The following is a 26824-nucleotide window of genomic DNA, read 5'->3' as shown; positions in this document are numbered from 1 at the left end:
CTTTGATGCGCCGCGTCAACCGAAACGCCAACGGAACCCGAACGAGGACATGATGACGCCAGCCGCCCGCCTGCCGCTCCACCCCGTCGCCGCCTTCGACCGGATCGGCGAGGAGAACGCCTTCGCCGTGCTGGCGCGCGCGGCCGCCCTGTCGGCGCAGGGGCGCGACATCATCAATCTCGGCATCGGCCAGCCCGATTTCTCAACGCCGGGCCACATTGTGGACGCCGCGATAAAGGCGCTGCGCGACGGCCAGCACGGCTACACCCCTTCCGTCGGCATCCAGCCGCTGCGCGAGGCGGTGGCGGGCGACATCGAGCGCCGCTTCGGCCTCGGCATCGACCCCGGCCGGGTGATGATCGTGCCCGGCGGCAAGGTGACGATGTTCTCCGCCATCCTCATGCTCGGCGAACCCGGCGCGGAAATCCTCTATCCCGACCCCGGCTTTCCCATCTACCGCTCGATGATCGAGTTCACCGGCGCCACCCCCGTGCCGGTGCCGGTGCGCGAGGAGAATGGCTTCGGCTTCTCCGCCGCCGAGGCGCTCTCGCTCATCACCGAGCGCACCCGCCTCGTCATCCTCAACTCGCCGGCCAATCCGACCGGCGGCGTCACCCCCAAGGCCGAGATCGACGCCTTCATTGCCGGGCTGGCCGCGCATCCGCAGGTCGCCATCCTCTCCGACGAGATCTACGACCAGTTCCTGTTCGATGGCGAGGCACACACCACCCTGCTCGCCTATCCCGAGATCCGTGACCGGCTGATCCTGCTCAATGGCTGGTCGAAGACCTACGCGATGACCGGCTGGCGGCTCGGCTGGGCGCTGTGGCCGGAAGGGCTGTTCGACGCCGCGCGCAAGCTCGCGGTCAATGCCTGGTCCTGCGTCAACGCCCCGGCGCAGTTCGGGGCGCTCGCCGCGCTCACCGGGCCGCAGGACTGCGTGGCGGAAATGGTGGCGGAGTTCGACCGCCGCCGGCACCTGGTGGTGGACGGGCTCAACGCCCTGCCGGGCGTGCGCTGCGCCGTGCCGAAGGGCGCCTTCTACGCCTTCCCCAACATCACGGGCACCGGCTGGACCTCGGCCAAGAAGCTCGCCACCGCCTTGCTGGACGAGGCGGGAGTCGCCACCATAGGCGGGCCGGATTTCGGCGTGTTCGGCGAGGGCTATATCCGCCTGTCCTACGCCAACTCGGCCGAGAACATCTCCCGCGCGCTGGAGCGCATGGACGCCTTCCTGCGCAAGACGCCCGCCGCCTGAGTGCGGCGGCCGAACGGAGGCCGAAACCGATGACAAACCGTCGCCGCCTCGGCCTTCGCCTTCTTGCCGCGCCGTTTCTGCTCGGGCTCGGCGGCATCGCCGTCGCGGCCGCGACAGACCCGGCGGCTTGCCGGCGCGAACACGCCGAGCCGCGCGCCTATCTCGATTGCCTCGCCGCGCTGCAAGCGGCGGGCGAAAGCGCGCTGGAACGCAGCGTCACCGGCGTGCTCGCCGCCATCGAGGCGCGGGCCGATCTGCAGCCGGCGCAGCGCCGCCGCTGGAGTTCACTGTTCGAGGAATCGCAGGGCCGGTTCGTCCACTGGCGCAATTTCGAGTGCCAGAGCATCGCCCCGTTCGAGGGTGAGGGCCCGAAGCAGAGCATTGGCGGGCGGCTCGGCGGGTCGGGCGTCATGGAACAGCGGCTGATCTGCCTGATCGGCCTCAACGGGCAGCGCGCCCGCGACCTCGAAACCCGCTACGCCCCGCCCGGCGGCTGGCCACCGGCCCCGGCGGCCCCGCCCGCTCCCTCAGCGCCGTCCGCCGAGGCCGCCGCCGCGCCCGTGCCACCACCCACCGGCGCGCCGCGCGTCATCCTGATCGCGCCGTGAGCGCCCAGCTGAACACGGCATCGGGATAAGCCGACGAAGCGTCTTGTGCGGGGGCGGCGGTGTTGGGATCATGCCGCCCTCTTCCCCCCGCTCATGAAGGACCCCCGACCATGGATCTCGGACTCAAGGGACTGCGCGCTGTCGTCACCGGCGGCACCAAGGGTATCGGCCTCGCCATCGCCGAGACCCTGGCCGCCGAGGGCTGCGATGTCGCCCTGTGCAGCCGCAACGGCGCGGAGGCGGAAGCCACCGCCGCGCGGCTGGCGGAAAGCGGCGTGAAGACGCTGGGCGCGGCGGCGGATGTGTCCGACGGCGCCGCCCTCGCCAGCCTGGTGGACAAGGCGGCGGAAGCGTTTGGCGGGCTCGACATCGTCGTCGCCAATGTCAGCGCGCTGGCGGTCGGCCATGATGAGGAGCACTGGAAGAAGGGCTTCGAGACCGACCTGATGGGCACGGTGCGCCTCGTCAACGCCGCCCTGCCCTATCTGGAAAAGAGTGCCGCCGCCTCCATCGTCACCATCTCTTCGGTGTCGGGCCGCGAGATCGATTTCGCCTGCGGTCCCTATGGCGTGTTCAAGGCGGCGCTCATTCACTACACGCAGGGCCTCGCCTTCCAGCTGGCGCCGAAGAAGATCCGCGCCAACACCGTCTCGCCGGGCAACACCTATTTCGATGGCGGCATCTGGAACCAGATCAAGGACGGCAACCCCGCTTTGTTCGCCGAGGCACTGGCGCTGAACCCCACCGGCCGCATGGCGACGCCGCAGGAAATTGCCAATGCCGCCGTCTTCCTGGCCAGCCCGGCGGCGAGCTTCATCTACGGCACCAATCTCGTGGTCGACGGCGCGCTGACCCGCGGCGTCCAGCTCTGAGACCACCCTCCCCGTCCCGCCCGCGCGGGGCGGGGAGGCGCACCGGCCTTGCCTCCCCCGGCGAATAGGGCGAGGCTCCCGCGCGAATCGACGCGACAGGGAGGGACGCATGGCCCAGGTAATCTCCATCGGCGAAGTGATGGTCGAACTGGCCCGCGGCGCCGATGGCCGTTTCAGCCAGGGCGTTGGCGGCGACACCTTCAACACCGCCGTCTATCTCGCCCGCGCCGGCGTCGACACCGCTTATGCCACCGCGCTGGGCGACGACCCCTATTCCGACGCCATCCGCGCCTCCGCCCAGGCCGAGGGGCTCGACATCAGCCTGATGGCGCGCGTGCCCGGCCGCACCGCCGGGCTCTATCTCATCGACATCGACGCGGCGGGCGAGCGCAACTTCACCTATTGGCGCGACAGCGCCCCCGCCCGCGAGCTGTTCGAACTGCCCGGCTGGGAGGTGATGTGCGAGGCGCTGATCGAGGCGAAGCTCATCTATCTCTCCGGCATAACCCTCTCGCTCTACTCCAATGCCGGGCTCGGGCGCCTGCTCGCGACGATCGAATTCGCCCGCGAGCGCGGCACGCGAATCGTGTTCGACGGCAATTTCCGCCCGCGCAACTGGCGCGGCGACGTGGCCCGCGCCCGCGCCGTCTATGCCGAGGCGCTCAAGCGCTCCTCCATCGCCCTGCCGACCTTCGAGGATGAGGCGACGCTGTGGGGCGACGGGTCCCCCACCGCCACCGCCGAGCGGCTCGCCACCTTCGGCGTGCAGGAAATTGTGGTGAAGAACGGCGCCGAGGGGGCGCTTGTCGTGAGCGGCGGCCAGGCGCAGCTGGTCGCCATTCCCCAGCCCGTGGTGCCGGTGGACACCACCGCCGCGGGCGACAGCTTCAATGCCGCCTATCTTGCCGCGCGCCTTGCCGGCGAAGCCCCGGCGGCGGCGGCAGAGGCCGGGCACCAGCTCGCGGGCCGCGTCATTCGCCATCGCGGGGCGCTGCTGCCGCGCCACGCCAACGCCTGAGCACCGCACATCGCGGCGCTGCACCTGCTTCTGCGAACGACTTGCAAACCCTTGCGCTTGCTTGATTTCCGCCCGCTGACGGACTAAGCGCTGCGGCAGCGGGCGCGCGGCGCCGGAACGGGTTTGCGCCGATGACTTTCTCCTCGCGGATCGCCTTGATCAATGTCGGCATCAGCCTGCTGGTGCTGGGGCTGAAATACCTCGCCTTCCTGCTCACCGGCAGTGTGGCGCTGTATTCGGACGCGCTGGAGAGCATCGTCAATGTGGCGACCGCCATCACGGCGGTGCTGGCGCTGCGGGTCAGCGCCAAGCCGGCCGATGCTGCCCATCCCTATGGCTATGCCAAGGCCGAGTATTTCTCCGCCGTCATCGTCGGCGTGCTGATCGTGGTGGCGGCGATCTCGATCCTGCGCGAGGTCTATCTCGGCTGGCTGGAACCGCACAGCTTCGACGCCTCGCCGCAGGGTCTGGCGATCAACGCCGCCGCGACGGTCATCAACGGCATCTGGTGCGCGGTGCTGATCCGCGAAGGAAGGCGCGCGCGCTCCCCCGCGCTGGCGGCGGACGGGCGGCATCTGTTAACCGATGTGCTGTCCTCGGCCGGCGTGCTGGTCGGCGTGGTGCTGGCGGTGCTGTCCGGGTGGGAGAAGCTCGATCTCGTCCTCGCCGGCCTCGTCGCGATCAACATCCTCTGGTCGGGCTGGTCGGTGCTGAAGGAGAGCGTCGGCGGGCTGATGGATCAGGCGGTGCCGGCGGAGACGCTGGAGCGCATCCGCAAGCGCATCGCCGCCGAGGCTACCGGCGCCATCGAGGCGCACGACCTGCGCACCCGCCAGGCCGGCCGCATGACCTTCGTCGACTTCCACCTCGTCGTGCCCGGCGACATGCCGGTGAGCCAGGCCCACGCCATTTGCGACCGCATCGAGGACGCGCTCGAAGCGGAGGTTACCGACATCCTGGTCAACATCCATGTCGAGCCGGAAGTGAAGGCCAAGCAGCAGGGCGTGCCGGTGCTGTGACGTTGCGACACCCCGTCATCCCGGCGAAGCGACGCGAGAGCCAGGAGGGTCGTCCACTGACGGCATGCGATCCCGGATCGGCCTGTCGGCCGTCCGGGATGACGAACGCCCCTCCCAGGTCCCCTCACTTGCCCGCGCGCAGCGCCGCCACCAGTTCCGGCGTCGGGTAGGAATCCGCCGGCAGGCCGAGCCGCATCTGCTCGACCTTGATCGCCTGCCGCGTCGCCGCGCCGACAATGCCGTCGACCCGCCCGACATGGTGGCCGCGCGCGTTCAGCAGCGTCTGCAGGTCCTTCACCTCGGCCATGGAGAGCACCGGGATCTTGTCGCCCTGCCCCCGGTTGAACGGCCCGGCGCCAGCGACGCGCGAGGCGAGATAGGCGGCGGATGTGGCGTAGGTCAGCGAGTTGTTCCACTCGGTGAACACATCGAAATTGGGATAGACGAGGAAAGCCGGGCCGTTGCGCCCCATCGGCAGCAGCAGCGAGGCGGGAAGCTGGTCGGCGGGAAGCTGGCCGCCCCCGGCCCGCACCACGCCCATGCGCGCCCATTGAGCGCGGGGAATCTTGATTGACAGGTCCGCCTGGTCCCAGGGCAGGTTCGGCGGCACGCGCACCTCTTCCAGCCAGGGCTGGCCGGCCTTCCAGCCCAGCGCCTTGATGTAATTGGCCGCCGAGGCGAGCGCGTCCGGCGCCGAACGGATGAGATCGACCCGCCCGTCGCCGTCGAAATCGACGCCGTAATTGAGATAATGGTCGGGCAGGAACTGGAACTGCCCGAGTTCTCCCGCCCAGGGCCCGCGCATGGTCTGCACGGTGAGGTCGCCGCGATCGATGATCTTCAGCGCCGCCATCAACTGGGTGCGGAACATGTCCGAGCGCCGGCAGTCCCAGGCCAGCGTGGCGACGGAGCGGATGGTCGGCTTGTCGCCCATGACCGCGCCGAAATCGGTTTCCAGCCCCCAGAACGCCACCAGCACCGCGCCCGGCACGCCGAATCGCTGTTCGATGCGGCTGAACAGATCGGGATTGGCCTGAATCTTCTGCCGGCCCTGCTGGATGCGATAATTCGCCACCATGCGGTCGGAAAACTGGAAGAAGCTCTGGCCGAACACCTTCTGCCCGCGATCGGTGCCGACAATGTCCGGGGCATAGGTCATGCCGTTGAGCGCCGCCGCCACCGTACGCGGCGACACGCCTTCTGCCACCGCCTGCTGCTTGAAGCCGGCAAGCCAGCTATCGAAACCGGCGCCGCTGCGCCCGCAATTCTCCTGCGCGGAGGCCAGAACAGCGAAGGCAAACGGCGCGGCCAGCGCCACCAGTGCGGCCATCCGGCCGATCGAATTCTTCCAGCGGCGCATGGCACTCCCCGACCTGTCGTTCTGCAATCGTCTCGCCGTCAGCCATTCTACAGGAATACGGCAGCGGCAGGGTGACGGTTCAGGCCGATTGACCCCGGCTCCCGTTTCACCCAAGATCGGCCCGTTCCAAGGGGAGCCCCGCTAGGGGGCTGAGAGAGCGCCGGCTGTGCCGCAAGGTACCGCAACGCGATGACCCTTCGAACCTGATCCGGGTCATGCCGGCGAAGGGATCGGAACCGAATGGCGTCGCCACGCGCAGGCTCGCAATGAGTCCCGCGCCGCCATCCTTCCCCAACGTCATACGCCCGGATCTCCCCAACCCATGGTTCAGGAGATCCAGCATGTCGACCAAACATCCCGACAACCTCAGCGTCGCCACCGGGTCGATTCCCGGCTCGCGTCGCATCTATGCCGAATGCCCCGCGCGCGGGTTCCGCGTGCCGTTCCGCGAAATCCTGCTGCACCCCTCGGCCGGCGAGCCCAATCTCGCGGTCTATGATGCCTCCGGCCCCTATACCGACCCGGACGCCCGCATCGACATCGCCGCCGGCCTCCCCTGCCCGCGCGCGGCCTGGGTGCAGGCGCGCGGCGATGTGGAGGCCTATGACGGGCGCGCGGTGAAGCCGGAGGATAACGGCCATGTCCCCGCCGACCGACTCGTCACCCCCTTCCCGCTCTCCCACCGCCCGCTGCGCGCCCGGTCCGGCGCGGTGACGCAGATGGCCTATGCCCGCGCCGGCATCGTCACGGCGGAGATGGAATATGTCGCCTTGCGCGAGAACGGCCTGCGCGACCGGATGCGCGACATCATCCGCGACGGCGAGGATTTCGGCGCCGCCATCCCCGATGTCGTGACACCGGAATTCGTGCGCGACGAGGTGGCGCGCGGGCGTGCCGTCATTCCCGCCAATATCAACCATGGCGAATTGGAGCCGATGGCCATCGGCCGCAATTTCCTGGTCAAGATCAACGCCAATATCGGCAATTCCGCCGTCACCTCCTCGGTCGCCGACGAGGTGGACAAGATGGTGTGGGCGATACGCTGGGGCGCCGACACGGTGATGGACCTTTCCACCGGGCGGAATATCCACAACATTCGCGACTGGATCGTGCGGAACGCGCCCGTGCCGATCGGCACCGTGCCGATCTACCAGGCGCTGGAGAAGGTCGGCGGCATCGCCGAAGACCTCACCTGGGAAGTGTTTCGCGATACGCTGATCGAGCAGGCCGAGCAGGGCGTGGACTATTTCACCATCCATGCCGGCGTGCGCCTTGCTCATGTGCCGCTCACCGCCAACCGCGTCACCGGCATCGTCTCGCGGGGCGGCTCCATCATGGCGAAATGGTGCCTCGCCCATCACCGCGAGAGCTTTCTCTATGAGCGATTCGCCGAGATCTGCGAGATCATGCGCGCCTATGATGTCACCTTCTCGCTCGGCGACGGGCTGCGGCCCGGCTCCATTGCCGATGCCAATGACGCGGCGCAGTTCGCCGAGCTGGAGACGCTGGGCGAGCTGACGCAGATCGCCTGGGCGCGGGACTGCCAGGTGATGATCGAGGGCCCCGGCCATGTGCCCATGCACAAGATCAAGGCCAATATGGACAAGCAGCTCGCCACCTGCGGCGAGGCGCCCTTCTACACGCTCGGGCCGCTGACCACCGACATCGCGCCGGGCTATGACCACATCACCTCGGCCATCGGCGCGGCGATGATCGGCTGGTTCGGCACCGCCATGCTCTGCTACGTCACGCCGAAGGAGCATCTGGGCTTGCCCAACCGCGACGACGTGAAGACCGGCGTCATCACCTACAAGATCGCCGCCCACGCCGCCGACCTCGCCAAGGGGCACCCGCTGGCGCGGGCCTGGGACGATGCGCTGTCGCGGGCACGCTTCGAGTTCCGCTGGCAGGACCAGTTCAACCTCGCCCTCGATCCCGACACCGCTCTCGCCTTCCATGACGAGACCCTGCCGAAGGAGGCGCACAAGCTGGCGCATTTCTGCTCCATGTGCGGGCCGAAATTCTGCTCGATGAAGATCAGTCACGAAATCCGTGACACCGCCCGGCAGGCCGAAGAGGCTGCGCAGGGCATGGAGGACATGGCCGCCCGCTTCCGCGACGGGGGCGGCCAGCTCTATCGCGATGTCACAGCGGCAGAGTAATTTCTGGCGCGGCCGGGACTTTCCCGGCCGCGTTCTCAACCGGGAGCCCTCTCTGCATGACGCCGTCCCCTGTCCGCCCCACCGTCGCCGTTCTCGCCCTCGTCGAGCGCGCGGGTGAGGTTTTGCTGGTGCGCCGCGCCAACCCGCCCGACCAGGGGCTGTGGGGTTTTCCCGGTGGACGGGTGGAGCCGGGCGAGACCTATCTCGACGCGGCGCTGCGCGAGCTTCAGGAGGAAACCGGCCTCATCGCCGAAGCCCCTCGCCTCGTCGCCGTGCTCGACTTCATCGAGCATGAGGCGTCCGGCGCCCTCGCCCATCATTTCGCAATGATCGCCGTGCTGTGCCGCTGGCAGGCGGGCGAGGCCGTCGCCGCGGACGACGCGCTGGAAGCGCGCTGGTTCGACCGGGCCGAACTCGCCCGTCTCGGCCCCGCCGCCAGCCTGAAGGTGGAATATCTCGCCGACCTCGCCCTCGCTGCGGCGAGCGCCGACTAAGAACCCGGCAACGAAAAAGGGGCCCGCGAGGGGCCCCTGATCCAAGGTCGTGCCGTTGCGTCCCGGGCGGCGTGGCCGGCCGGGACGCAAGCGGATCAGGCGTGCGCCGAAACGGTGCGGGTCTTGTCGACCGAAGGGCCCATCGCGGCGGACTGCGCCACATGCGCCTTCAGCGTGCGCGGCAGCAGGGTGATCGCCAGGAAGGCGGCGAACAGGTCCATGGCAGCGACGGTGTAGAGCACGGTCGACCAGGTGCCGGTCGCTTCCATCAGCAGGTTGCCGATCGGCACGAACAGCGCGCCGATGCCCTTGGCGCAATAGAGCACGCCGTAGATCTTCGCGATGTGCTTGGTGCCGAAGGCGTCGCCGGCCAGCGCCGAGAACAGGGAGTAGACTTCACCCCAGGCGAGGAACACGACGCCGGAGAGGATGAGGAACGCCCACGGATTGTGGCCGAAATAGCCGAGCGCGATGATGCCGATGCCTTCGAGCGAGAAGGCGATGACCATGGTCTTCTCACGGCCGATATGGTCGGAGATCCAGCCGAACAGCGGACGCGAAATGCCGTTCATGACGCGGTCGAGCATCAGGGCGAGCGGCAGGGCGGCCATGGTGAAGAAGTACAGGTTGACCTTGAACTCCTTCACGCCGAGGTCCTGCGCGATCACGCCGAGCTGCGCCACGGCCATCATGCCGCCGGTGACGACGCAGGTGAACATGAGCAGCATCAGCCAGAACAGCTTGGTGCTGAGGGCTTCCTTGAGGGTGTAGTCGCGGCTGCTCTGGTTCAGCTTGGTGGAGGCCTTGACCTCGCCCGCCTTCGGCGAACGCAGGAACCACGCCGCGATGAAGGCGAGACCGCCCTGCAGCAGGCCGAAGAAGAAGAAGGTCTCCTGGAAGCCGGAGGATTCGATCATCGCCGCGATCGGCAGGATGGTGGCGGCCGAGCCGGCGCCATAGCCACCGGCGGTGAGGCCGACGGCGAGGCCGCGGCGATCCGGGAACCACTTCAGCGCGTTGTTGATGCAGGTGGCGTAGATGGAGCCGACGCCGATGCCGCCAATGGCCGCGCCGACATAGAAGCCCATCAGGCTGGTGGCCTGCGAATTGATGACCCAGGCGGTGCCGATGAAGAGCGCGCCGAACGCGACCATCAGGCGGGGGCCGAACTTGTCGATGAAGTAGCCTTCGATCGGCGCCAGCCAGGTCTGCACCAGCACGAAGATGGTGAACGCCACCTGGATCGAGGCGCGCTCCCAGCCGAAGGTCTGCTGAATCTCGGGGACGAACAGGGTCCAGGCGTACTGGATGTTGGCGGTCGCGATCATGCAGACCACGCCGACGACCAGCTGCATCCAGCGGCGGCTCTCAGAGAAATCCTGGCCCGGCCCGACAGCCGCCAGAGTCTTGGACGTATTCAAGGGCGATCTCCTCTCCCAAATCGATAAATGCCGCGGATCGGCTTTTTTGTTGCGGTCGCTCCGTTGCCTGTGGGGCCCGGGCGCCGGCTTGTCGTTGGTCCCGGGGGCGCTTTCTGCGTCGCCCCCGCGACGGCCGCTCGTGCGGCATCTCGTTCTCAAAGGTTGCGCGGTATCCGCCCCTGACGCCGCGTTCCGACACCTCGGAGACGCCCTGCCGCAGGGTTGCGGAACCGACCCGCTGAGTAAGGATCATAATCGACAATATTATGTATGCCAATTGGCTTTTATGACTCGCCAACCGCTCCGTAAGGCTAAAGAAACCGAACAACTTTCACTTAGCTGGATGGCGGATATTAATAGATGTCACATCGTTGTCGTGCAACGTCGCTGCGTTAGTTCAAATTCAGATAAAAGTTGAATATCAGGAACGTTTCGTAAGGGTGACTTGGCGTTGTCACGTGGAGCCACACGGATGCCCGGACGACGACACGAAAGCGCCTGCGTCGCACCCCAGTCGCGCCGCCAGTTTACAATTGGAATGCTGTCAATCTCGCCGTCGACACGGGAAGGCCCGCCGCCGCTTCCGGCGCCCCGAAAAAGAAAAAGGGCCCGTCCGAGGACGGGCCCTGAATGAAGGCGACGGAAAGAGAGGGCGGCTTACTCGGCCGCCACCACCTTCGACGCGGCCGCCTGCGCCGCCGCACGGCGACCATGGGCGGAGGCGAGCGGCTTCAGCACTACCAGCGCCATCACGGCGGCGATGATGTTGAGCGCCGCGGCGGTGATGAACACCGCATGCCAGCTGCCGGTCATGGTGGTGATGATGGAGGTGAACGGCACGATCAGCGCCGCCGTGCCCTTGGCGGTGTAGAGCAGGCCGGCATTGGTGGTGGCGAACTTCGAGCCGAAGGCATCGCCGCACATGGCCGGGAACAGCGAGTAGATCTCGCCCCAAGCGAAGAAGACGAGGCCGGTGAGGATGACGAACAGCACCGGGTTATGGCCGAGCACGCTCAGCGCATAGATGCCGACGCCCTCGATGGCGAAGGCCACGAACATGGTGTTCTCGCGGCCGATCTGATCCGACACCCAGCCGAAGAACGGACGGGTCAGGCCGTTGAGCACGCGGTCGATGGCGGCGGCGAAGGTCAGCGCCGGCAGGGTGATGCCGATCAGGCTCACCGGGATGTCGGCGATGCCGAAATCCTTGGCGATCGGGCCGAGCTGAGCGGTCGCCATCAGGCCGCCGGCGGCCATCATGACGAACATCGCATACATCACCCAGAACAGCGGGGTGGAGAGCATTTCCTTCGGCGCGAAATCGCGGGCCGACTGGGAGAGCTTAGCCACGGCCTTGGCGGCGAAGGCGGCGATCTGCTCCTTCTTCGGCGCGGCGAGGAAGAGGGCGAGCAGCGTGATCACCACGCCCTGGCCGACGCCGAAATAGAAGAAGGCGGCCTCATACCCCTGATTCTTGATCATGTTCTGGATCGGAATCACGGTCAGCGCCGAGCCCGCGCCGAAGCCGGCGGCGGTGATGCCGGCGGCAAGGCCGCGACGATCCGGGAACCACTTCAGCGAGTTGCCCACGCAGGTGCCGTACACCGCACCAGCGCCGATACCGCCGAGAGCCGCGCCGACATAGAGCAGGGTCAGCGTGTCGGCATAGGAGTTGATCACCCAGGCAAGGCCGCACAGCACGCCGCCGAACAGCACCACGACGCGCGGGCCGTACTTGTCGACGAACCAGCCCTCGACCGGCACGAGCCAGGTTTCGGTGACGATGAAGATGGAGAACGCCACCTGGATCGCCGCGCGATCCCAGCCATGGGCTTCCTGCATCGGATTGACGAAGAAGGTCCAGCCATACTGCATGTTGGCGATCATGCACATGCAGATCACGCCGAACACCAGCTGCAGCCAGCGCTTTTTATTGATGGATGCCGTTGCGTCAGATGTCATGTTGTCCTCGAACGTTTCCCAACGTAAACCGACCGACTATTTTCTGTTTTCTTATTGAATGCCCGCTACGCACGCCCATCCGGGCGGGTCATCAATCAGCCATTGAAACGACCATACTATGAAATTTGGGTAATGCAAAATTTTGCATACCACGAACACAATCCATGTGCAGAACGCAGAGTGACGTTGCGGCATCTTCCCATAGGGAATACTTGCCCATTATTACGTAGCGTCATCTCGTGCCTTGGATGCGCAGAACGCTCGCGCGCCGGCAGGCACGGCTGCGGAAGGCTCTGGCCGGAAACGCGGGGAAACCGTCGGCGCGGGCAGCCTATCGCCCCGGTAAGGGGCCTCCCGCATGGACATTCTGTATGTGTTATACGATGCTCACGATGCCTTGATCCGCCACAGAATCGCCAATGACAGGACAGGGTCGCGTGAAGGCCGCCAAAGCCGGCCGCGCCGCCGCCACGCGGCGACGGACAACAACAAGAACAAGATACCGATTAACTGACGAGGAAACCGCCCGTGGAAAGCGCCGACACCCAGATGAGGCTGAACATCGCGCCTCTCGCCGCCAATACGAGCCTGCGCACGCTGGCCTATGACGCCATCAAGAAGGCCATCACCGAGATGGACATGTATGGCCAGGAGAGCGAGATCCGGCTCGATGAGCGGCAGCTCTCGCACGATCTCGGTGTCAGCCGCACGCCCATCCGCGAGGCGCTGACCGTCCTCGAACAGGAAGGCTTCGTCCGCTCCGTGCCACGGCGCGGCATCTTCGTGGTGCGCAAGTCCAAGCGCGAGATCATCGACATGATCATCGTCTGGGCCGCACTGGAGAGCATGGCCGCCCGGCTGGCGGCGACCCGCGCCACCGATCGCGACCTCGCGGAACTGCGCGACATGTTCCACGATTTCGACGCCGAGGCGCCGGCCGAGCACATGAACGAGTACTCGAACGCCAATATCCGCTTCCACCAGACCATCATCCGCCTCGGCGGCTGCGCCATGATCGGCGAGGTGACGGAAAACCTGTTCATCCATATTCGCGGCATCCGCGCCGTCTCGGTGCGGCAGGAAAACCGCTCGGAGCGCTCGCTGCAGGAGCACCGCGCCATCATCGCCGCGCTGGTCGCCCGCGATGCCGACCTTGCCGAACGACTCGTGCGCGAGCACACGCTGGGCCTCGCCGCCCATGTGGAGAAGCACGGCCGCTTCCCCTCCTGACAGCGGGCATGGTGCGGCGCACAGGTACTGGCCGCTGCAGGAGCGGCCGGCGCGCCGCCGTGGCGTGCGGGCGCGCCACGCACTCATAAAGCGCTGATCGTGAAAGGGCTTCCGCACCGCCCGCCGCGCTAGCCCGCCCTCACCGTAGCCGCAGTATAACCCTACCCAAACACCGCCGACGAACTTTTGACTGCGCAGCGCAGCAAAGTGTTCAGACACTCTCGCCAGCCGCATCCACCCGTGGTATATTGCATACGCAAGCGCGCTCCGGCATTCTTCCCCTGGGGCAGGTCGACCTGAGAAAGCGCGCGGCACGGGTGAGGAAAAGGAGCCGGAGGGGTTCCCGCAGCGGGGACAAGCGAATTGACATGTTGGTATTTGGTATGCCACTTTTTCGGAAATCCACTGTGGGTTTTCCGCAGAGGACGCTTCCGTGAGCAGCAAAGCCGTTGAGAGCAAGCCCTGGCAAAGCGGTGAGAATGGTCTGACCATCGAACGCCTGCCGGCCAAGGAGAGCTTCAAGAGCAAGGCCTACGCCGCTCTCAAGGAAGCTATCACGCACATGAATATTTACGGCTCGAGCGAGCCGATGCTGCTCGACGAGCGGGACATTTCCGAGCGTCTCGGCGCAAGCCGGACGCCCATCCGCGAGGCGGTCGCGATGCTGGAGCAGGAAGGCCTGCTCCGCGCCGTGCCCCGGCGGGGAATTATGGTGGTTCGCCGCTCCAAGGCCGAGATCATCCAGATGATCGAGGCCTGGGCGGCATTGGAAAGCATGGCGGCCCGCCTTGCCACGCAGCGCGCAAGCGACGAGGCGATCGCCGAGCTGAGGACGTTGTTCAAGAAGTTCGATCTGGCGCGGATCGAGCGCGACCGGTGCGACGAATATTCGAGTGCGAATATCGCGTTTCACCAGGCGCTGATCCGGCTGAGCGGCTCTTCGCTGCTCGTGGCGATGACGGAAAACCTGTTCTTCCATGTACGGGCCATCCGCCACCGCACGATCTTTGAGATGGACCGGGCGCAGCGTTCGGCCTCCGACCATCTGGAGATCATTCTTGCTCTCGAGGCGCGGGACGCGGACCGCGCCGAGCGTTTGGTGCGCGACCACACGCTCCGGCTCGCTGAGCATGTCGAGAACCACGTAGACCTAGATTAGGGCGGCATGAACCCGCCGAAGGACGTTTGGGAGGGAATACGGGATGTCCGCAGTCGCACAGGTTATTGACGTGAATGCCGCCACCGAGACCGAACAGGAGCTCACCGACGGCTTCCACCTGGTCATCGATGCGCTCAAACTGAACGATATCGACACCATCTACGGCGTGCCCGGGATTCCGATCACGGACCTCGGCCGCATGGCACAGGCCGAAGGCATCCGCGTGATCTCGTTCCGCCATGAGCAGAACGCCGGTAACGCCGCCGCCATCGCCGGCTTTCTGACCAAGAAGCCGGGCGTGTGCCTCACCGTCTCGGCGCCGGGCTTCCTCAACGGCCTCACCGCCCTGGCGAACGCCACCACCAACTGCTTCCCCATGATCCTCATCTCCGGCTCCTCAGAGCGCGAGATCGTCGACCTGCAGCAGGGCGACTATGAGGAAATGGACCAGCTCGCCATCGCCAAGCCGCTCTGCAAGGCCGCGTTCCGCGTGCTGCATGCGGCCGATATCGGCATCGGCGTCGCCCGCGCCATCCGCGCGGCGGTTTCCGGCCGTCCCGGCGGCGTGTATCTCGACCTGCCCGCCAAGCTGTTCTCGCAGGTGATGGACGCCGACGCCGGCGCCAAGTCGCTGGTCAAGGTGATCGACGCCGCCCCGGCGCAGCTCCCCTCCCCGGCCGCGGTCACCCGCGCGCTCGACGTGCTGAAGTCGGCGAAGAAGCCGCTCGTCATCCTCGGCAAGGGCGCGGCTTACGCGCAGGCCGACGAGGCGATCCGCTCCTTCATCGAAACCTCCGGCATCCCCTTCCTGCCGATGTCGATGGCCAAGGGCCTGCTGCCCGACACCCATCCGCTCTCGGCCGGCGCCGCCCGTTCGACGGTGCTGAAGGATTCCGACGTGGTCGTCCTCGTCGGCGCCCGCCTCAACTGGCTGCTCTCGCACGGCAAGGGCAAGACCTGGGGCGATGCCCCGAAGAAGTTCATCCAGATCGACATCGAGCCCAAGGAAATGGATTCGAACGTCGAGATCGCGGCGCCGCTCGTCGGCGACATCGGCTCGGTGATCGAGGCCCTGAACGAGGGCATCAAGTCCGGCTGGACCGCCCCCTCGCAGGAGTGGATCGGCGCGATCAACGCCCGCAAGGAAGTCAACATCGGCAAGATGTCTCAGCGCCTGCTGAAGAACTCGACCCCGATGGACTTCCACTCGGCGCTCGGTGCGCTCAAGCAGGTGATCAAGGAGCGTCCCGACGCGATCCTGGTCAATGAAGGCGCCAACACGCTCGACCTCGCCCGCGGCGTCATCGACATGTACGAGCCGCGCAAGCGCCTGGACGTCGGCACCTGGGGCGTGATGGGCATCGGCATGGGCTTCGCCATCGGCGCCGCCGTGGAAACCGGCAAGCCGGTTCTGGCGGTCGAGGGCGACTCGGCCTTCGGCTTCTCCGGCATGGAGGTGGAGACGATCTGCCGCTACAACCTGCCGGTCTGCGTCGTTATCTTCAACAATAACGGCATCTATCGCGGCACCGACACCGACCCGACCGGCCGTGATCCCGGCACCACCGTCTTCGTCGCCGACTCGCGCTATGACAAGATGATGGAAGCCTTCGGCGGCGTCGGCGTCCACGTCACCACCCCGGACGAGCTCAAGCGCGCCGTGGACGAGGCGATGGACAGCGGCAAGCCGACCCTCATCAACGCCGTGATCGACCCGGCGGCCGGCAGCGAAAGCGGCAACATCGGCAGCCTGAACCCGCAGAGCGTCGTGAAGAAGAAGTAAGTCAAACCGGGACGGGTGGGGAGCGGCAATATCCCCACCCGTCCCATTCCCTACGTAACAAAGACACAACGGCGAAAAGCCGGGTCATCTTGAGAGGAACCCCATGGGCAAGGCATTGGACGGCGTTCGCGTCCTCGATTTCACCCATGTTCAGTCCGGCCCCACCTGCACGCAGCTTCTCGCGTGGTTCGGGGCCGATGTGATCAAGGTAGAGCGCCCGGGCGAAGGGGATGTCACCCGCGCCCAGCTGCGCGATGTCCCCAATGCGGACAGCCTCTACTTCACGATGCTGAACTCCAACAAGCGCTCCATCACGCTCGACACCAAGAATCCCGAGGGCAAGAAGGTCCTCGAGGAGCTGGTGAAGATCTGCGACGTGATGGTCGAGAATTTCGCCCCGGGCGCGCTCGACCGCATGGGCTTCAGCTGGGAACGCATCCAGGAGCTGAACCCCCGCATCATCCTCGCCTCGGTGAAGGGCTTCGGCCCCGGCCCGTTCGAGGACTGCAAGGTCTATGAGAACGTCGCCCAGTGCACCGGCGGTTCCGCTTCGACCACGGGTTTCCGCGACGGGCTGCCGCTCGTCACCGCCGCGCAGATCGGCGATTCCGGTACCGGCCTGCACCTCGCCCTCGGCATCGTCACCGCGCTCTACCAGCGCACGCTGACCGGCCGTGGCCAGAAGGTGCTCTGCGCCATGCAGGACGCGGTGCTGAATTTCTGCCGCGTGAAGATGCGCGACCAGCAGCGCCTCGATCGCGGCCCGCTGCGCGAATACAGCCAGTTCGGCGAGGGCTTCCCCTTCGGCGACACCGTGCCCCGCGCCGGCAATGATTCCGGCGGCGGCCAGCCGGGCCGCATCCTGAAGTGCAAGGGCTGGGAGACCGATCCCAACGCCTACATCTATTTCATCACCCAGGCCCCGGTCTGGGGGAAGATCTGCGACGTCATCGGCGAGCCGGAGTGGAAGACCGACCCGAACTACGCCACGCCGGCGGCCCGCCTTCCGCATCTCAACGAGATTTTCCACCGCATCGAATCGTGGACCATGGCCCACACCAAGTTCGAGGCGATGGAAATCCTCAACAAGGTCGATATCCCCTGCGGCCCGGTGCTCTCGATGAAGGAGATCGCCGAGGACGAGTCGCTCTACGCGACCGGCACGCTGGTGGAGATCGACCATCCCACGCGCGGCAAGTACCTGACCGTCGGCAACCCGATCAAGCTGTCGGACAATGATGTCGCGGTCGAGCGTTCGCCGCTGCTGGGCGAGCACACCGAGGAAATCCTCGCCGAGGTTCTCGGCCTCGGCGGCGACGAGATCGAGCGCATCAAGGCTTCCGGCGCGGTCGGCGCCCCCGTGGCGCTGGCGGCGGAGTGATCTTGCGCGCCTGACGCGCCTCCCGGCGGCGGGAGGCGTCGCGTGACGATACGGGCATGGCGCGGGCGACCGCGGCATGTCCGCAACGAGACGTTCCGCCGGACGTGCGCCCAAGGCGCGGCCCGGCGGGATGTGAGGCCAGGGTGGACGAAAAGAAGTCGTGAATCGTTCCGAAGTCGATCACCCCCTGGGAGATGCCCGCCGGCGCTGAACAGCGCCGGGGAGCATGGGGAGACGAAAGCCTTCCATCCGCGGGATGGAGGCCTCAATCCGGCGGCAGGGTGAGCCTCCGTCCGGACTGTTAACGCGAAAAGGGAAGTCGACTACAATGTCTAAGCCCCTCGAAGGTATTAAGATCATCGATTTCACGCACGTTCAGGCCGGTCCGGCCTGCACGCAGCTTCTTGCCTGGTTCGGCGCCGACGTGATCAAGGTCGAGCGCCCCGGCGCGGGCGATGTCACGCGCTCGCAGCTGCGTCATGTCAAGGACGCCGACGCGCTGTACTTCACCATGCTGAACTCCAACAAGCGTTCGCTCACTCTCGACACCAAGACGGCGCAGGGCAAGGAAGTCCTGACCAAGCTGATCAAGGAGTCGGACGTGATGGTCGAGAATTTCGGCCCCGGCGCGCTCGACCGCATGGGTTTCACCTGGGAGCACATCCAGTCGCTCAACCCGGGCATGATCCTCGCCTCGGTGAAGGGCTTCTCGGAAGGCCACGCCTATGAGGACCTGAAGGTCTACGAGAACGTCGCGCAGTGCGCGGGCGGTGCCGCCTCCACCACCGGCTTCTGGGATGGCCCCCCGACCGTGTCGGCCGCCGCTCTCGGCGACTCCAACACCGGCATGCACCTCGCCATCGGCATCCTGACCGCGCTGCACCAGAAGGTGAAGACCGGCAAGGGCCAGAAGGTCGCCGTGTCGATGCAGGATTCGGTGCTCAACCTCTGCCGCGTCAAGCTGCGCGACCAGCAGCGCCTCGACGCGCTGGGCTATCTCGAAGAGTATCCGCAGTACCCGCATGGCGAGTTCTCGGATGTCGTTCCGCGCGGCGGCAATGCCGGCGGCGGCGGCCAGCCGGGCTGGGTGCTGAAGTGCAAGGGCTGGGAGACCGACCCGAACGCCTATATCTACTTCACCATTCAGGGCCATGCCTGGGCGCCGATCTGCAAGGCGCTGGGCAAGCCGGAGTGGATTGACGATCCGGCCTACAACACCGCCGAAGCCCGTCAGGACAAGATCTTCGACATCTTCGCCTTCATCGAGTCCTGGCTCGCCGACAAGACGAAGTTCGAGGCCATCGACATCCTGCGCAAGTTCGACATCCCCTGCGCCCCGGTGCTGTCGATGAAGGAAATCGCCAACGACCCGTCGCTGCGCAAGAGCGGCACCGTGGTCGAGGTCGATCACCCCAAGCTTGGCAAGTACCTGACCGTCGGCTCGCCGATCAAGTTCTCGGACGTGGAAGTCGAGGTCACCGCCTCGCCGCTGCTCGGCCAGCACACCAACGAAGTGCTCGCCCAGCTCGGCTATTCGCAGGAAGAAATCGCCGCGATGCACGACGCCAAGGCGGTCTGATCGCCTCTGGCCTGTGGAGCGGCGCCCGCGCCGCTCCTCTCCCGCCTTGCGCGGGACCTATCGGCCTTCCCTCTCACGCCGCGCGGCAGATGTGGCGGTGAGGGATTAGCCCACGAGCCTCCCGGAGCAGGACGAAGGGTTCACCCAACGTTCGGTTCCTCCTAGGCGACTAACGCCGGCGCGATGAGCGCCGGCTTTTTTTTGGCGGATGGGATAGCGGCGGGGACCGCCTGATAGAACCTCATCCCCGGGCTTGACCCGGGGATCCCGCCTCCCGCCGAAGGCGCTCGCCTGTAGCGGGATGGCCGGGTCAAGCCCGGCCATGAGGGCCGTTGCAGGATGGGCCTCAGGTCGTCATCCCGGAAGGACCGTCAAGCTCAATCCGACAGCCTGCAAAAGGAGGGCTCGCGTTGCGCACGATCCCGGCTCGTAGGCTGCGCCTGCGTCCGAGATGACGCGGAGCGACGGGACCCTATCGCCCCGAATACTGCGTCGTCAGCCGCCGCGCCGCCTCGCGCACGCGGGCGCCGAGATCGGCGATGCGCTCGGGCGGCATCCGCACGGTCGGCGCGGAGATCGAGATCGCCCCCACCGGCTCGCGCCATTCGTCCAGCACCGCCGCCGCCACGCAGCGCATGCCGGGCGTATGCTCCTCATCGTCGATGGAAAAGCCGCGCTCGGCGATCTCGGCAAGGTCCGCCTGCAAAGCGCGCCGGCTGATATGGGTGTGCTCGGTGAAGCGCTGCAGCTGGTCGCCGCCGAGCCAGGCGCGCCGTGCCTCCGGGTTCATGGCGGAGAGAATGGCCTTGCCGCCGCCGGAGGCGTGAATCGGCAGATCGCCGCCAATGCGGAAGAAGGCGCGCACCGCGGCATGGCTTTCCACCTGCGCGACGCAGACGAGATGCGGCCCCTCGATCAGCGACAGGTTCACCGTCTCGTTCACCCCGTGCGAGAGCTCGCGCAGCAGCGCGCGGGCGATCTCCGGCAGCTTGCGGATGCGCAGATAGGCCGAGCCGACGCGGAACAGGCCGATGCCGACCATCCACAGCCCGGTCGCCGCGTCATGGCCGACAAGGCCGCGCCGTTCCAGCGTGGTGAGCAGGCGGTGCACGGTGGAGGTCGGCAGTTCGGCGGCCCGCGCCACCTCGCTCAGCGTCAGGCCGTCGGACAGCGCCAGCACTTCCAAGAGCGCGATGGCGCGGTCGAGCGACTGCACCTCGCCGCCGCCCTCGGTTCCGGTCGCGGAGGAAGGGCGGCCGCGGCGGCGCACGGTCGGAACATCCTGATTCATCCGCAGATCACCTCCGAAAGGGAGCACACCATCGCACCGCCCGGCCCCGCCGCCTACGCCGCACAGCCTATGCCATCGGCCGGCGGGGCCGCCTCCCCGCATAAAGGCGCATCCTCACATTTTTCGCAAACCAGAAATATATCCCGTATTGCGGAAATAGCGCCGGCGTGGCATGTTTTCCGCGATTTCGGAAATTCATTCCGCAGTGCGGAAAGAATGATACCGCCCCGCAGCATGCGCCCGGGTTCCGCGACCCCCGCGCACGGCGGCGCCGTGCGGTGCCGGACAAGTGTTTTGAACAGGTCGACCAGGCCGGTGCCGGGCGCCGCCAGCCCCTTGAAAGGGGCGAGCCCCCGCCGGACCTGCGACGCGAGGAGGAAGTGCCATGGCCAAGATGCGTGCCGTCGATGCGGCGATCCGGATTCTCGCAATGGAAGGCGTCACCACCGCCTTCGGCGTTCCCGGTGCCGCGATCAATCCGCTCTATTCCGCGATGCGCGCCTATGGCCAGACGCGCCACGTGCTCGCCCGCCATGTCGAGGCCGCCTCGCACATGGCCGAAGGCTATACCCGCGCCAAGGCCGGCAATATCGGCGTGTGTATCGGCACGTCCGGCCCGGCCGGCACCGACATGATCACCGGCCTCTATTCGGCCTCCGCCGATTCGATCCCGATCCTGTGCATCACCGGCCAGGCCCCGCGCGCCCGCCTCTACAAGGAAGACTTCCAGGCGGTGGACATCGAATCCATCGCCAAGCCGGTCGCCAAGTGGGCGGTCATGGTGCGCGAGCCGGCGCTGGTGCCGATGGTGTTCCAGCAAGCCTTCCACGTCATGCGCTCCGGCCGTCCCGGCCCGGTGCTGATCGACCTGCCGATCGACGTGCAGCTGGCCGAGATCGAGTTCGACGAGGAGACCTACGCCCCGCTCGAGGTCTACAAGCCCAAGGCGACGCGCAAGCAGGCCGAGAAGGCCATCGCCATGCTGAACGAGGCCGAGCGCCCGCTCATCGTCTCCGGCGGCGGCATCATCAATGCGGACGCTTCCGACAAGCTGGTCGAGTTCGCCGAGCTGACCGGCGTGCCCGTGATCCCGACCTTGATGGGCTGGGGCACCATCCCCGACGATCACGACCTGATGGCCGGCATGTGCGGCCTGCAGACCTCGCACCGCTACGGCAATGCCAACATGCTGGCCTCGGACTTCGTGTTCGGCATCGGCAATCGCTGGGCGAACCGCCACACCGGCTCGGTCGATGTCTACACCAAGGGCCGCAAGTTCATTCACGTCGACATCGAGCCGACCCAGATCGGCCGCGTGTTCGGCCCGGATCTCGGCATCGTCTCCGATGCCGGCGCGGCGCTCGATCTCTTCATCGAGGTGGCGAAGGAATACAAGGCCGCCGGCAAGCTGAAGGACCGCTCCGGCTGGGCCAAGGAATGCCTCGACCGCAAGAAGACCATGCTGCGCAAGACGCATTTCGACAACGTGCCGCTGAAGCCGCAGCGCGTCTATGAAGAGATGAACGAGGCGTTCGGCCGCGACACGCGCTACGTCTCCACCATCGGCCTCAGCCAGATCGCCGGCGCGCAGATGCTGCACGTCTACAAGCCGCGCAACTGGATCAATTGCGGCCAGGCCGGCCCGCTCGGCTGGACCCTGCCGGCGGCGCTCGGCGTGCGCGCGGCGGACCCGGATGCGGAGATCGTCGCGCTCTCCGGCGACTATGACTTCCAGTTCCTCATCGAGGAACTGGCGGTGGGCGCCCAGCACAAGCTGCCCTACATCCATGTGGTGGTGAACAACTCCTATCTCGGGCTGATCCGTCAGGCGCAGCGCGGCTTCAACATGGACTTCGAGGTCTCGCTCGCCTTCGACAACATCAATGCCGACGAGAATGCCGGCTATGGCGTCGATCACGTGGCGGTCGCCGAAGGCCTCGGCTGCAAGGCGGTGCGCGTCTCCTCGCCGAACGAGTTCAAGGACGCCTTCGTCAAGGCCAAGGCGCTGATGAAGGAGCACCAGGTGCCGGTCGTGATGGAGTTCATCCTCGAGCGCGTCACCAACATCGCCATGGGCACCGAGATCGACGCGGTGAACGAGTTCGAGGAAGTGCTCGACCTGCCGCTGGAAGACGCGGCCAAGGCGTGAAGGTGTTTTCGCGCTGATACGCGAGCCGATTAGCCTTTACTTTCCTCTCCCCGTTGGGGAGAGGTCGCCGCGCAGCGGCGGGTGAGGGGATAAGCCTCCTCCAGCGCTAGCCCCCTCACCCCACCCCTCTCCCCGCCGGGGAGAGGGAGCCCGTCCATCTTCGAAATGCCCTAGGAGCGGTCCATGCCCCGTTTTGCCGCCAATCTCACCATGCTGTTCAACGAGGTGCCCTTCCTCGATCGTTTCGAGAAGGCCGCCGCCGCCGGCTTCACCGGCGTCGAATACCTGTTCCCCTATGACTTCGCGGTCGAGGAACTGGTCGCCAAGCTGAAGGCCAACAATCTGAAGCAGGTGCTGCACAATCTCCCCGCCGGCAATTGGGGCGCGGGTGAGCGCGGCATCGCCATCCTGCCCGAGCGCGTGGACGAGTTCCGCGCCGGCGTCGACAAGGCGATCTCCTACGCCACGGCGCTCGGCTGCCCGCAGGTCAACATCCTCGCCGGCATCGCCCCGGCGGGCGCCGACCGCGAGCTGCTGCACAACACCTTCGTCAACAATCTGAAGTTCGCCGCGCCCAAGATCAAGGAAGCCGGTCTCAAGCTGCTGATCGAGCCGATCAACACCCGCGACATTCCCGGCTTCTTCCTGAACTACACCAAGCAGGCGAAGGCGATCATCGAAGAGGTCGGCTCCGACAACCTCTTCATCCAGTACGACATCTACCACATGCAGATCATGGAAGGGGATCTCGCCCGCACCATCGAGGCGAACCTGTCCCAGATCGCGCATATCCAGCTTGCCGACAATCCCGGCCGCAACGAGCCCGGCACCGGCGAGATCAACTACCCCTTCCTGTTCCGCCATCTCGACGCCATCGGCTACGAGGGCTGGGTCGGCTGCGAATACAAGCCGAAGGGCGAAACGGCCGCTGGCCTCGGCTGGCTGAAGGAACTCACCGGCGCGGCGTGAGGCTGCGTCGATCAAGAAACGAAACGTCTGGGAAAACGAGGATAAGACGATGGCGAATGTTGGATTTGTCGGTCTCGGCATCATGGGCGCGCCCATGGCCGGTCATCTCATCGACGCCGGCCACACGCTCTATCTCTACGACGTCAAGCCGGTTCCGGCCGAGCTGACCGGCAAGGGCGGCGTGGCCTGCGCCAGCGGCACCGAAGTCGCCAAGAACGCCGACATCATCATCACCATGGTGCCGGACACCCCGCATGTGAACGCCGCCCTGTTCGGCGAGAACGGCATCGCCGCCGGCCTCACCCCGGGCAAGATCGTGGTCGACATGTCCTCGATCGCCCCGGTCGAGACCAAGGAGTTCGCCAAGAAGATCAACGAGCTCGGCTGCGACTATCTCGACGCCCCGGTCTCGGGCGGCGAAGTGGGCGCCAAGGCGGCGTCGCTCACCATCATGGTCGGTGGCCCGGAGAAGGCGTTCGAGACGGTGAAGCCGCTCTTCGAGAAGATGGGCAAGAACATCACCCTCGTCGGCGGCAATGGCGACGGCCAGACCACCAAGGTGGCCAACCAGATCATCGTCGCGCTGAACATCCTCGCCGTCGGCGAGGCGCTGCTCTTCGCCTCCAAGGCGGGTGCGGACCCGGCCAAGGTGCGCCAGGCGCTGATGGGCGGCTTCGCCAATTCGCGCATTCTGGAAGTCCATGGCGAGCGCATGATCAAGCGCACCTTCAATCCGGGCTTCCGCATCGAGCTGCACCAGAAGGACCTGAACCTCGCCCTCAACGGCGCGCGTCAGATGCAGATGGCCCTGCCCTCCACCGCGCTGGCGCAGCAGCTGTTCAGCACCTGCGCCGCCAATGGCGGCTCGGCGTGGGACCACTCGGCCCTCGTCAAGGCGCTGGAACTGATGGCGAACCACACGGTCGCGCCGGACGCCTGAGCATCTGCATTCATAATTCAAAACGACCTTCGGGGGCGCTTGGCGCCCCCGAACTGTTTCTGACGAGAAAAGTAAGCATTGCTGTCCCGCTAGTGAAATCCGACGCCCCGCGACGTCTTTTGCGTATTCATTCAGACAATTGTTCTGGCCTATACACCGTGGACAAGCCGGTCCTTCGCGAAGTAACTTAAGCGACACGTCGCAAACACGCCCCGCCAGGATAAGCGAAGCGGCTAAACATGCGCGACGTTTTATCACGCCCGTGCCTTCGCTCTTGACTAGGGGCTCATTGCACCTAATCATGGCATACAAAATACCAAACAAGTCCGGGCGCCGCGGGGGCAGCCTGGACATAGGAGGGAGTCCCATGAAGGTCTGCATCTATGGTGCCGGCGCGATCGGCGGTTATGTTGGCGTCCAGCTCAAGCGGGCGGGCGTCGATGTCAGCCTCGTTGCCCGTGGCGCCCATCTCGAGGCCATGAAGAAGAACGGCCTCAAGCTGCTCATCGACGGCGAAGAGCGTGTCGAGCACATTCCCTGCTCCGACAACCCGGCCGAACTCGGCCCGCAGGACTATGTCATCGTCGCGCTCAAGGCCCATTCGGTGCCGGGCGTCGTTGACGCCATGCAGCCGCTGCTCGGCAACGACACCGCCGTGGTCACCGCCGTCAACGGCGTGCCCTACTGGTACTACTACAAGCATGGCGACCAGCTCGAAGGTAAGACGCTGGAAAGCGTCGATCCCGGCGGCAAGCAGTGGAACGGCCTGCGCCCCGAGCGCGCCATTGGCTGCATCGTCTATCCCGCGACCGAAGTGGTCGAGCCGGGCGTCATCAAGCACGTCTATGGCGACAAGTTCCCGCTCGGCGAGCCCTCCGGCGAGATCACCGACCGCGCCACCAAGCTCTCGGAAGCCTTCGCCGCCGGCGGCATGCGCGCGCCGGTCCTGCCCAACATCCGCGACGAGCTGTGGCTGAAGCTGTGGGGCAATCTCTGCTTCAACCCGATCAGCGCCCTCACCCATGCGACGCTGGACGTGATCGCCTCCGATCCCGGCACCCGCGCCGTCGCCAAGGCGATGATGCTGGAAGCGCAGGAAATCGCCGTTCAGTCGGGCGTCAATTTCCGCGTCGGCGTCGAGCGGCGCATTGACGGCGCCGGTGCCGTCGGCGCGCACAAGACCTCCATGCTGCAGGATCTCGAACGCTCCCGCGCCATGGAAATCGACGCGCTCGTCACCGTCGTCCAGGAAATGGGCCGCCTCGCCGGCATCCCGACCCCGACCATCGACGTTGTGCTCTCGCTGGTCCGCCAGCGCGCGCAGATCGCCGGCTGCTACAACTGAGTTCGGCGAGACAATGGCACACTGGGTTCGTTACCAGCGCTCGGGCGCGGCCGGCTTCGGCACGCTCGAGGGCGACACCATCGCGGTTCACAGCGGCGACATGTTCGCCGGCGCCACGCCGACCGGAGAGCGCATCGCGCTCTCCGAGGTCGACCTCCTCGCCCCGACGGAGCCGACCAAGGTCATCGCGCTGTGGAACAATTTCCACGCCCTCGCGGCCAAGATCAATTCGCCGGTTCCGGCCGATCCGCTTTACCTGCTCAAAGCCGGTTCCTGCCTCACCAGCCCCGGCGCCACCGTGCACCGGCCGGCCTCCTATGACGGCAAGGTCGTCTATGAGGGCGAGCTCGGCATCGTCATCGGCAAGAAGGCCACCGCCGTGTCCGAAGAGGAGGCCGACGGCTACATCTTCGGCTATACCTGCGTGAACGACATCACCGCGGCCGACATCATCAACAAGGACGCCACCTTCGCCCAATGGGTGCGGGCCAAGAGCTTCGACGGCTTCGGCCCGTTCGGGCCGGTGGTGGCGACCGATGTCGATCCCGCCAGCCTCGTCGTGCGCACGGTGCTCAATGGCGACGAGCGCCAGAACTACCCGATCAGCGACATGGTATTCTCGGCCCGCCAGCTGGTGAGCCGCATTTCGCACGATATGACACTGAACCCCGGCGACGTCATCTGCTGTGGCACGTCGGTCGGCGTCGGTGTGATGAAGGCCCCGAGCAACACGGTGGAAATCGTGATCGAGGGCATCGGGACGCTGAGCAACACCTTCGTGCAGTAGCGGCATAGGGTGTCTGCGTTTCGGCGCAGTAGCGTCT

General features: G+C 66.3%; 22 protein-coding genes and 1 riboswitch. Of the genes, 18 read left to right on the top strand and 4 right to left on the bottom strand.

Annotation, left to right across the window (positions count from 1 at the left end; genetic code table 11):
- Positions 1-49: 49 nt before the first annotated feature.
- From ACO07Z_RS16605 to ACO07Z_RS16585, 5 genes are all read left to right on the top strand, one after another.
- Complete coding sequence (locus tag ACO07Z_RS16605; protein ID WP_421699705.1) at positions 50-1258, top strand: pyridoxal phosphate-dependent aminotransferase; 1209 nt, start codon at positions 50-52, stop codon at positions 1256-1258.
- A gap of 29 nt (positions 1259-1287) precedes the next feature.
- Complete coding sequence (locus ACO07Z_RS16600) at positions 1288-1866, top strand: lysozyme inhibitor LprI family protein (RefSeq protein WP_421699704.1); 579 nt, start codon at positions 1288-1290, stop codon at positions 1864-1866.
- A gap of 110 nt (positions 1867-1976) precedes the next feature.
- Positions 1977-2738 carry an SDR family NAD(P)-dependent oxidoreductase gene (locus ACO07Z_RS16595; protein WP_421699703.1) on the top strand — a complete coding sequence of 254 codons (762 nt, stop codon included), beginning with the start codon at positions 1977-1979 and terminating at the stop codon, positions 2736-2738.
- A gap of 109 nt (positions 2739-2847) precedes the next feature.
- Positions 2848-3756, top strand: coding sequence for a sugar kinase (locus ACO07Z_RS16590; RefSeq protein WP_421699702.1), 909 nt, complete (start codon positions 2848-2850; stop codon positions 3754-3756).
- Between the two features lie 131 nt (positions 3757-3887).
- On the top strand, positions 3888-4775 hold the full coding sequence (locus tag ACO07Z_RS16585; protein ID WP_421699701.1) for a cation diffusion facilitator family transporter: 888 nt from the start codon (positions 3888-3890) through the stop codon (positions 4773-4775).
- Between the two features lie 124 nt (positions 4776-4899).
- Here ACO07Z_RS16585 and ACO07Z_RS16580 read toward each other — a convergent pair whose 3' ends face one another.
- Positions 4900-6135, bottom strand: coding sequence for a lytic murein transglycosylase (locus ACO07Z_RS16580; protein ID WP_421699700.1), 1236 nt, complete (start codon positions 6133-6135; stop codon positions 4900-4902).
- A 119-nt stretch (positions 6136-6254) separates the two neighbouring features.
- A riboswitch (TPP riboswitch) is annotated at positions 6255-6382 on the top strand.
- A gap of 94 nt (positions 6383-6476) precedes the next feature.
- Between ACO07Z_RS16580 and thiC the strand changes: the two genes are divergently transcribed.
- On the top strand, positions 6477-8297 hold the full coding sequence (gene thiC, locus ACO07Z_RS16575; protein ID WP_421699699.1) for a phosphomethylpyrimidine synthase ThiC: 1821 nt from the start codon (positions 6477-6479) through the stop codon (positions 8295-8297).
- 56 nt (positions 8298-8353) lie between these two features.
- Positions 8354-8791 (top strand): NUDIX hydrolase, encoded by a 438-nt coding sequence (locus ACO07Z_RS16570; protein ID WP_421699698.1) that lies wholly within the window; start codon positions 8354-8356, stop codon positions 8789-8791.
- Between the two features lie 95 nt (positions 8792-8886).
- On the opposite strand, the gene oxlT (ACO07Z_RS16565) is transcribed toward ACO07Z_RS16570, so the two are convergent.
- Both oxlT (ACO07Z_RS16565) and oxlT (ACO07Z_RS16560) read right to left on the bottom strand, forming a co-directional pair.
- Positions 8887-10119, bottom strand: coding sequence for an oxalate/formate MFS antiporter (oxlT, locus tag ACO07Z_RS16565; protein ID WP_421700835.1), 1233 nt, complete (start codon positions 10117-10119; stop codon positions 8887-8889).
- A gap of 750 nt (positions 10120-10869) precedes the next feature.
- Positions 10870-12174, bottom strand: a complete 1305-nt coding sequence (oxlT, locus tag ACO07Z_RS16560) for an oxalate/formate MFS antiporter (RefSeq protein ID WP_421699697.1) — start codon at positions 12172-12174, stop codon at positions 10870-10872.
- Positions 12175-12532: 358 nt separating this feature from the next.
- On the opposite strand from oxlT (ACO07Z_RS16560), the gene ACO07Z_RS16555 reads away from it, so the two are divergent.
- From ACO07Z_RS16555 to frc (ACO07Z_RS16530), 6 genes are all read left to right on the top strand, one after another.
- Positions 12533-12688, top strand: a complete 156-nt coding sequence (locus ACO07Z_RS16555; protein WP_421699696.1) for a hypothetical protein — start codon at positions 12533-12535, stop codon at positions 12686-12688.
- Between the two features lie 35 nt (positions 12689-12723).
- A complete protein-coding gene (locus ACO07Z_RS16550) occupies positions 12724-13404 on the top strand; it encodes a GntR family transcriptional regulator (RefSeq protein ID WP_421700834.1) in 681 nt (226 codons plus the stop codon).
- Between the two features lie 433 nt (positions 13405-13837).
- A complete protein-coding gene (locus tag ACO07Z_RS16545; RefSeq protein WP_244450751.1) occupies positions 13838-14563 on the top strand; it encodes a GntR family transcriptional regulator in 726 nt (241 codons plus the stop codon).
- A gap of 43 nt (positions 14564-14606) precedes the next feature.
- Positions 14607-16346 carry an oxalyl-CoA decarboxylase gene (oxc, locus tag ACO07Z_RS16540; protein ID WP_421699695.1) on the top strand — a complete coding sequence of 580 codons (1740 nt, stop codon included), beginning with the start codon at positions 14607-14609 and terminating at the stop codon, positions 16344-16346.
- A gap of 103 nt (positions 16347-16449) precedes the next feature.
- A complete protein-coding gene (gene frc / locus ACO07Z_RS16535) occupies positions 16450-17727 on the top strand; it encodes a formyl-CoA transferase (protein WP_307020865.1) in 1278 nt (425 codons plus the stop codon).
- 328 nt (positions 17728-18055) lie between these two features.
- The gene (frc, locus tag ACO07Z_RS16530) at positions 18056-19306 is read left to right on the top strand and encodes a formyl-CoA transferase (RefSeq protein WP_244450748.1); all 1251 of its coding nucleotides are present in this window, start codon (positions 18056-18058) and stop codon (positions 19304-19306) included.
- A 472-nt stretch (positions 19307-19778) separates the two neighbouring features.
- On the opposite strand, the gene ACO07Z_RS16525 is transcribed toward frc (ACO07Z_RS16530), so the two are convergent.
- Positions 19779-20597 (bottom strand): IclR family transcriptional regulator, encoded by an 819-nt coding sequence (locus tag ACO07Z_RS16525; RefSeq protein ID WP_371347518.1) that lies wholly within the window; start codon positions 20595-20597, stop codon positions 19779-19781.
- Positions 20598-20982: 385 nt separating this feature from the next.
- Between ACO07Z_RS16525 and gcl the strand changes: the two genes are divergently transcribed.
- From gcl to ACO07Z_RS16500, 5 genes are all read left to right on the top strand, one after another.
- On the top strand, positions 20983-22746 hold the full coding sequence (gene gcl, locus ACO07Z_RS16520; protein ID WP_421699694.1) for a glyoxylate carboligase: 1764 nt from the start codon (positions 20983-20985) through the stop codon (positions 22744-22746).
- Positions 22747-22929: 183 nt separating this feature from the next.
- Positions 22930-23715, top strand: coding sequence for a 2-oxo-tetronate isomerase (otnI, locus tag ACO07Z_RS16515; RefSeq protein WP_421699693.1), 786 nt, complete (start codon positions 22930-22932; stop codon positions 23713-23715).
- A gap of 49 nt (positions 23716-23764) precedes the next feature.
- Positions 23765-24655 (top strand): 2-hydroxy-3-oxopropionate reductase, encoded by an 891-nt coding sequence (gene glxR, locus ACO07Z_RS16510; RefSeq protein WP_244450744.1) that lies wholly within the window; start codon positions 23765-23767, stop codon positions 24653-24655.
- Positions 24656-25022: 367 nt separating this feature from the next.
- A complete protein-coding gene (locus ACO07Z_RS16505) occupies positions 25023-26000 on the top strand; it encodes a 2-dehydropantoate 2-reductase (RefSeq protein ID WP_244450743.1) in 978 nt (325 codons plus the stop codon).
- A 13-nt stretch (positions 26001-26013) separates the two neighbouring features.
- Positions 26014-26787 (top strand): fumarylacetoacetate hydrolase family protein, encoded by a 774-nt coding sequence (locus ACO07Z_RS16500; RefSeq protein WP_421699692.1) that lies wholly within the window; start codon positions 26014-26016, stop codon positions 26785-26787.
- Positions 26788-26824: the final 37 nt, after the last annotated feature.

The organism is Ancylobacter sp., from assembly GCF_965229075.1.
Lineage (GTDB): Bacteria > Pseudomonadota > Alphaproteobacteria > Rhizobiales > Xanthobacteraceae > Ancylobacter.
The sequence above is the reverse complement of the archived record's forward strand: the minus strand, read 5'-3'. Positions and strand labels throughout refer to the sequence as shown.